At 69.8% G+C, this 6,721-nt stretch carries 5 protein-coding genes and 1 pseudogene; 2 read left to right on the top strand and 4 right to left on the bottom strand.

Annotated elements, in window-relative coordinates:
- From DTS01S_RS26570 to DTS01S_RS26555, 4 genes and pseudogenes are all read right to left on the bottom strand, one after another.
- Nucleotides 1–189: pseudogene (locus DTS01S_RS26570) on the bottom strand (phenylacetate--CoA ligase); the annotation flags it as partial.
- A gap of 12 nt (nucleotides 190–201) precedes the next feature.
- Nucleotides 202–669: a hydroxyphenylacetyl-CoA thioesterase PaaI gene (gene paaI, locus DTS01S_RS26565; protein ID WP_016450385.1), complete on the bottom strand. Its 468-nt coding sequence runs from the start codon at nucleotides 667–669 to the stop codon at nucleotides 202–204.
- A gap of 10 nt (nucleotides 670–679) precedes the next feature.
- Complete coding sequence (locus DTS01S_RS26560) at nucleotides 680–1,462, bottom strand: enoyl-CoA hydratase-related protein (protein ID WP_013800319.1); 783 nt, start codon at nucleotides 1,460–1,462, stop codon at nucleotides 680–682.
- Nucleotides 1,463–1,715: 253 nt separating this feature from the next.
- Nucleotides 1,716–2,711: a tripartite tricarboxylate transporter substrate-binding protein gene (locus DTS01S_RS26555; protein WP_016450384.1), complete on the bottom strand. Its 996-nt coding sequence runs from the start codon at nucleotides 2,709–2,711 to the stop codon at nucleotides 1,716–1,718.
- A gap of 177 nt (nucleotides 2,712–2,888) precedes the next feature.
- Between DTS01S_RS26555 and hemE the strand changes: the two genes are divergently transcribed.
- Nucleotides 2,889–4,001: a uroporphyrinogen decarboxylase gene (gene hemE, locus DTS01S_RS26550; RefSeq protein WP_046987045.1), complete on the top strand. Its 1,113-nt coding sequence runs from the start codon at nucleotides 2,889–2,891 to the stop codon at nucleotides 3,999–4,001.
- Nucleotides 4,002–4,511: 510 nt separating this feature from the next.
- Nucleotides 4,512–6,713 (top strand): replication restart helicase PriA, encoded by a 2,202-nt coding sequence (gene priA / locus DTS01S_RS26545; RefSeq protein ID WP_061289716.1) that lies wholly within the window; start codon nucleotides 4,512–4,514, stop codon nucleotides 6,711–6,713.
- Nucleotides 6,714–6,721 lie beyond the last annotated feature (8 nt).

Raw genomic sequence — 6,721 nt, 5'->3', positions numbered from 1 at the left:
GTCGGACAGCGTGCGCAGGTCGGAAGGGTGCACGCCCTTTTCATCGAAGGCGCGGCGGTAGTGCGGCACATGGTCGTAGGCATGCTGCAGCGACCAGCGCAGGCGCAGCAGCTGCAGCGAGGCGATCTCGTCGCGGCTGGCGGTTTCGATGGGATCGAGTTCGCCGGGGGCGGGGCGCTGGACAGGCATGGCTGGGTCTTTTCAGACGGGCTGGTTCAGGCCGGGCACGGTGGGCCGGCCCTTGAAGCTGTGCGAGCGGCCACGGAACAGCGCGATCACTTCCTGGCGCTGGTTGGTGACCTGCACGTCATAGACGCCCGTGCGGCCTGCGCGCGAGACTTCGCGGGCCTGGGCCGTGAGCACGTCGCCGGGCCGGCCGGGCGCGACGAAGTCCACGCTCAGGCCCGAGGCCACCGTCATCTCGTTGCGCGCATTGCAGGCATAGGCAAAGGCCGTGTCGGCCAGCGCCGTGATGAAGCCGCCGTGGCAGATGTCGAAGCCATTGAGCATGTCGTCGCGCACGGCCATCTCCATGCGCGCCGTGCCGGGCGCGATCTCGGTGATGCGCAGGCCCAGTCCTTGCGCGGCGCGGTCGCGCGCCAGCATGCCGTCGCGCACCTGCTCGGCCAGTCGCTGGGCGGCCTCGCCCGGGGTGTGGTTGTCTTGCATGGCGGGCTCCTCAGCGGTCCGAGAACACGGCAGCCCGCTTGCCCAGGAAGGCGGCCACGCCCTCCTGGTAGTCGTGGGCTGCGCCCAGCTGGCCCTGCTGGCGCGCCTCGCGCGTGAGCGCATGTTCGTAGTCCAGCAGCTGGGCCGAGTCCATGGCCTCCCGCGTGCGCGCCAGGGCCCGCACCGGCATGGCGGCCAGGCGCTGCGCCAGGGCCTGGGCCTCGCTGCGCAAATCGGCATCTTCCACGCAGCGCCAGATCAGGCCGATGCGTTCGGCCTCGGCCGCAGGCAGCTTGTCGCCCAGCAGCGCAAGGCCCAGGGCGCGCGCACGGCCCACCAGGCGCGGCAGCAGCCAGGTGCCGCCGCAGTCGGGCACCAGGCCGATCTTGGCAAAGGCCTGGATGAAGCTGGCCGAGCGTGCGGCCAGCACCAGGTCGCAGGCCAGCGCGATATTGGCGCCCGCGCCGGCAGCCACGCCGTTGACGGCGGCCACCACGGGCACGGGCATGGACTTGAGACGCAGGCACAGCGGCTGGTAGCGGCGCTCGATCAGGTCGCCCAGGTTCTGGTCGGGCGCGGCCTCGGGGTCGGACAGATCCTGGCCCGCGCAAAAGCCGCGCCCCGCGCCCGTGAGCACCACGCAGCGCACCGAGGCATCGCCGGCAGCCTGTTCCAGGGCCGAAAGCAGCTGCTCGTGCAGCTGCGCGTTGAAGCTGTTGAGCGCGTCGGGGCGATTGAGCACCAGGGTGCGGACGGCGTCGTGCTGCTCAACCAGAACCAGCGATGGGGGCATGGAAGTCTCCGTGGCCTGTCTGCCGTCTTTATGCGGCAGATCAAACATAATTTACCGAATGGTCGGTAAATGTTAGTCGCCAGACCCTTTCCACCACAAGCGCCCAGGCACCGAGGAAACCCTAGGCCCCATGAAAAATGACCCCCACGCTGCCCTTGCTGCGCAAGGTCCGCTGCCCCCCGAGGGGGCGTTTTTCATCTTGGGGCGGCCCGGCGATGAAAAAAGGCCCGCACGGGCCATTTTTCTTGAAGGTTCAGGGCTTGAAACCCGAGCGCTGCACCACCGGCGTCCACTGGGCGCGGTAGGCCTTGAGCATCTCGGCCGTCTGCGCGCTGCTGCTGGAGACCGGGGTCAGCCGGCTGGCCTCGAATTTCTGGCGCGTGTCGGGCTCCTTCATGATCTCCTGCACCATGCGCGACAGGCGCTCGGCAATGTCGGGCGCCATGCTCTGGGGCGCGAACAAGGTGTTCCAGCCCATGCCCGACAGGTTCAGGCCCGATTCCTTGAGCGTGGGGATGTCCGGCGCCATGGTGCTGCGGCGCTCGCCCGACACGGCCAGCACGCGGATCTTGCCGGCCTCGTGCTGGGGCAGCAGCACGTCGAAGGTGTCGATGGCCAGCGGCACCTGGCCGCCCACCAGGTCGGTCAGCAGCGGGGCCGAGCCCTTGTAGCCCACGGTTTCGGTCCGGACCTTGGCGGCCTCGCCCAGCATCAGCGAGAAGAAGTGCGGCAGGCTGCCCGTGGCCGGCACGCCCACGTTGGCCTGCTGCGGATTGGCACGCAGCCAGGCCAGCAGGTGCGACAGCTGCCTGACGGGCACGGCACTGGCCACGGCCACGCCGAATTCATAGCGATTGACCTCGCTGACCGGGCGGAAGTCCTTGTCGGGGTCGTAGCCCGAGTCGGGGAACACCAGGGGCGCCACCAGCATCACGGCCGGATTGGCCAGCAGCAGCGCAGGCTGGGAGGCCGGCGCGTTCTTCACATACTGGGCCGACAGGCGGCCGCCCGCGCCGGGCTTGTTCTCCACCACCACGGGCGAGCCCACGCGCGCCTGCAGCTTGTCGGCCACGATGCGCGCCACGCGGTCGGTGGCGCCACCGGGCGGGTAGCCCACGACGATGCGCAGCGGCGCCTTGCCCGGAAACAGCGGCTCGGCCGCCGTGGCACTTCCAGCCAGCCCGCTGGCAGCCCAAACGGCCGAGGCCGGTGCCAGGGCCAGGATCTGGGTCAGGGTTCTTCGCTGCATCGCAAACTCTCTCCTTGCATGGACGGATTCCCGTGCGGAACGCACGCCGCACAATGTAGCGGCCTCAAAAAGCCCGTTGCCGCCGATATTGACCAGGGTTAACCCGGGGCAAGACGCCCTGCGCTGCTCGGGCATCGCGGCAACCTGGCGAAGCCGACTCGGCGACAATCGCCCACCATGAGCTTCGCCCCCCTGACCAACGACACCTTCCTGCGCGCCTGCCGGCGCCAGGCCACCGACTACACGCCGCTGTGGCTGATGCGCCAGGCGGGCCGCTATCTCCCCGAATACAAGGCCACGCGCGCCCGGGCCGGCAGCTTCATGGGCCTGGCCACCAACGTGGACTACGCCACCGAGGTCACGCTGCAGCCTCTGGAGCGCTTCCCGCTGGACGCGGCCATCCTGTTCTCCGACATCCTGACCGTGCCCGACGCCATGGGCCTGGGCCTGTCCTTTGCCGAAGGCGAAGGCCCGCGCTTTGCCAAGGTGGTGCGCGACGAGGCCGCCGTGGCCGAGCTGGCCGTGCCCGACATGGACAAGCTGCGCTATGTGTTCGACGCCGTGACCAGCATCCGCCGCGCGCTCGATGGCCGCGTGCCGCTGATCGGCTTCTCGGGCAGCCCCTGGACCCTGGCCTGCTACATGGTCGAGGGCAAGGGCAGCGACGACTACCGCCTGGTCAAGAGCCTGATGTATGCGCGCCCCGACCTGATGCACCGCATCCTGTCCGTCAACGCCGACAGCGTGGCCGCCTACCTCAACGCCCAGATCGATGCAGGCGCCCAGGCCGTGATGGTGTTCGACAGCTGGGGCGGCGTGCTGGCCGATGGCGCCTTCCAGGAATTCAGCCTGGCCTACACGAAGCGCGTGCTGGCCGGACTCAAGCGCACGGGCGTCGATGGGCAGGACGTGCCGCGCATCGTCTTCACCAAGGGCGGCGGCATCTGGCTGCCCGACATGAAGGACCTGGACTGCGAGGTGCTGGGCCTGGACTGGACGGCCAACCTGGCCCGCGCCCGCGCCATCGTCGGCGGCGAGGTGGGCGGACCCGGCAAGGCGCTGCAGGGCAACATCGACCCCAATGTGCTGTTCGCGCCGCCCGAGCGCGTGGCCGAGCAGGCGCGCGCCGTGCTCGACAGCTTCGGCGCCCCGCACACCGACAGGACCACCACGGGCCCCACGCACATCTTCAACCTGGGCCACGGCATCAGCCAGTTCACGCCGCCCGAGCATGTGGCCGCCCTGGTCGAGGCCGTCCACGGCCATTCGCGCGCCATGCGCCAGCGCTGAGCGCCCGCCCTGCTCCTCATCACCCGCAAGGCCGGATGCCAGCGCAGCGCCGGCCCCCTGCCGTGACAGCCACCGGCCCGGCTGGGCCGCGCTGTCCACAGTCCGCGCGCCCGGCCGGCGCTTGCTGCACAAGATGGCCACAGACCATCTTATGCACAGAAAAATCTGAGCGAGGTCTTAGGACTCACAGTTGTCACCCGCGCCTGCACGCGGGCGACATATCGATATAAGCCGTTGTTTTTGAAGATTTTTTTTGATAGCACCGTTTTCAGAATGCACCACTCGGAAAGGTCAGACAAATGGGGGGATGGCCATAGATCCGAATAATCCCCACAAAGTTATCCACAGAAATTGACGATATACCCAGAAACCCGTAGCCACCGCCCGGGATGTCTGGTGTAGAACGCCGCTTCCCACGCCTCGGACGCTGCCCAAGGCTTATGCTTGGCGGCTTTGTTGCCGCTGTTCGTGCCCTGCGGCGCCAGCGTTTTCAGGCCCCGCTTTCTTCCCATGCCCCTTCCCGCCCATACCGTCCATGTCGCCGTCCAGACGCCGGCGCACAGCGCCGTGGGTGATCTGCTGAGCTACACCTGCGAGCAGCCGCTGGAGCCGGGCACCCTGGTGCGCGTGCCGCTGGGACGCCGGGAACTGCTGGGCGTGGTCTGGGACGCGCCGGCCCAGCCGCCCGCCGTGCCCGAAGGCGTGGAGCTGCGCGCCATCTGCGCCGTGCTGGAGGGCATCGCGCCGCTGCCGGCGGCCTGGCGGCGGCTGGTGGCCTTCGCCGCCTACTACTACCAGCGCAGCGTGGGCGAGATCGCCGTGACGGCCCTGCCGCCGCAGCTGCGCGACATGACGGCCGAGCAACTGGCGCGCCGGCTCAGGCCGACCAAGGCCGCGGCGAAGAGAGCGGCCAAGGCTGCAAAGGCGGAACAGGCGCAACCGGCGCCTGGCGCTGCGCCTGCATCAGCGCTCGCACCGGCCCCGGCCGCCGCAGACATTCCCCCCATCGTCCTCAGCGCCGAGCAGGCCGACGTCTTCACGCAGATCGCCGCCCACCCCGGCCCCTTCCTGCTCTACGGCAGCACGGGCAGCGGCAAGACAGAGGTCTACCTGAGGACCACCCAGGCCGCGCTGGATGCCGACCCCGGCGCCCAGGTGCTGGTGATGGTGCCCGAGATCAATCTCACGCCCCAGCTGGAGCAGCGCTTCCTGGCGCGCTTTGCGCCGCAGTACGGCGCGGCCTGCGTGGTCAGCATGCACAGCGGCATGACCAACCCGCAGCGGCTCAAGAGCTGGCTGGCGGCACACACGGGCACGGCGCGCATCGTGCTGGGCACGCGCATGTCGGTGTTCGCCAGCCTGCCGGGGCTGTCGCTGATCGTGGTGGACGAGGAGCACGACGCCAGCTACAAGCAGCAGGAAGGCGCACGCTACTCGGCGCGCGACCTGGCCATCTGGCGCGGGCGCGATACCGGCGCCAAGGTCATCCTGGGCAGCGCCACGCCCTCGCTGGAGAGCTGGCACGCCAGCCGCCCGCCCAATGCCGACGAGCCGCAGGGCGGCCGCTACCTGCGCCTGCACATGCCCAGCCGCATCGGCGCGGCCGCCCTGCCGCGCGTGCGCCTGGTGGACATGGGCCAGCAGCCGCGCAAGGCCGTGTTCTCGCCGCCGCTGATCGATGCCATCACCGAGCGTGTGCAGCGCGGCGAGCAAAGCCTGGTGCTGCTCAACCGCCGCGGCTTCGCGCCCGTGCTGTTCTGCGCCGACTGCGGCTGGAAAAGCGACTGCCCGCACTGCAGTGCCCACCAGGTCTTCCACAAGGCCGACCGCACGCTGCGCTGCCACCACTGCGGCTACACCCAGCGCGTGCCCATGGCCTGCCCCGGCTGCGGCAATCCCGACATCCTGCCGCTGGGCAAGGGCACGGAGCAGCTGGAGGAAGAACTGGCCCGCCTGCTGCGCAACGTGCAGCGCCCCGACCGCGAGCCCGCCCGCGTGGCGCGCATAGACGCCGACACCACGCGCGCCAAGGGCGCGCTGGAGGAGCAGCTGGCCCAGGTGCATGCCGGCGACATCGACGTGCTGGTCGGCACCCAGATGGTGGCCAAGGGCCATGACTTCCGGCGCATCACCCTGGTGGCCGCCGTGCAGCCCGACAGTGCGCTGTTTTCCAGCGACTACCGCGCGCCCGAACGCCTGTTCAGCCTGCTGATGCAGGCGGCCGGCCGCGCAGGGCGCGACGCGCACTACGTGGCCGCCCAGGGCAGCCATCCGGAGATGTGGATACAGACGCACGACCCGTCCCATCCCGTCTACACCGCGCTGCGCTCGCACGACTACCCAGCCTTTGCGGCGCGCCAGCTGCGCGAGCGGCGCGATGCGGGCATGCCGCCGTTTGCCTTCCAGGCCATCGTGCGGGCCGATGCGCGCAGCCAGGAGGCCGCCCAGGCCTTTCTGGCCGCCGCCGCCCAAGCCGCGCGCCAGGCCGGCCTGCCCCATGTGGACGATGTGTTTCTCTACCCGCCCATTCCCATGTCCGTCCAGCGCGTGGCCAATGTGGAGCGGGCGCAGATGCTGATCGAGTCGGCACAGCGGCCCGCCCTGCTGCGCTTTCTCTGGGCCTGGCAGGCGCATCTGCACTGGATCAGGGCACAGCCCGAGCACCGCGCCCTGGTGCGCTGGCTGGTGGACGTGGACCCGCTGGCCATCTGAACGTGGCA

This window comes from Delftia tsuruhatensis NBRC 16741 (assembly GCF_001571325.1).
In the GTDB taxonomy this organism is placed as follows: Bacteria; Pseudomonadota; Gammaproteobacteria; order Burkholderiales; family Burkholderiaceae_C; genus Comamonas; species Comamonas tsuruhatensis.
This window is presented reverse-complemented; position numbering and strand designations above follow the sequence as displayed.

Excerpts from the sequence above, each read along its gene's own strand:
- DTS01S_RS26555 (WP_016450384.1), bottom strand. The coding sequence starts at position 2,711 with ATGCAGCGAAGAACCCTGACCCAGATCCTGGCCCTGGCACCGGCCTCG.
- DTS01S_RS26560 (WP_013800319.1), bottom strand. The coding sequence starts at position 1,462 with ATGCCCCCATCGCTGGTTCTGGTTGAGCAGCACGACGCCGTCCGCACC.
- paaI (WP_016450385.1), bottom strand. The coding sequence starts at position 669 with ATGCAAGACAACCACACCCCGGGCGAGGCCGCCCAGCGACTGGCCGAG.
- priA (WP_061289716.1), top strand. The coding sequence starts at position 4,512 with ATGCCCCTTCCCGCCCATACCGTCCATGTCGCCGTCCAGACGCCGGCG.
- hemE (WP_046987045.1), top strand. The coding sequence starts at position 2,889 with ATGAGCTTCGCCCCCCTGACCAACGACACCTTCCTGCGCGCCTGCCGG.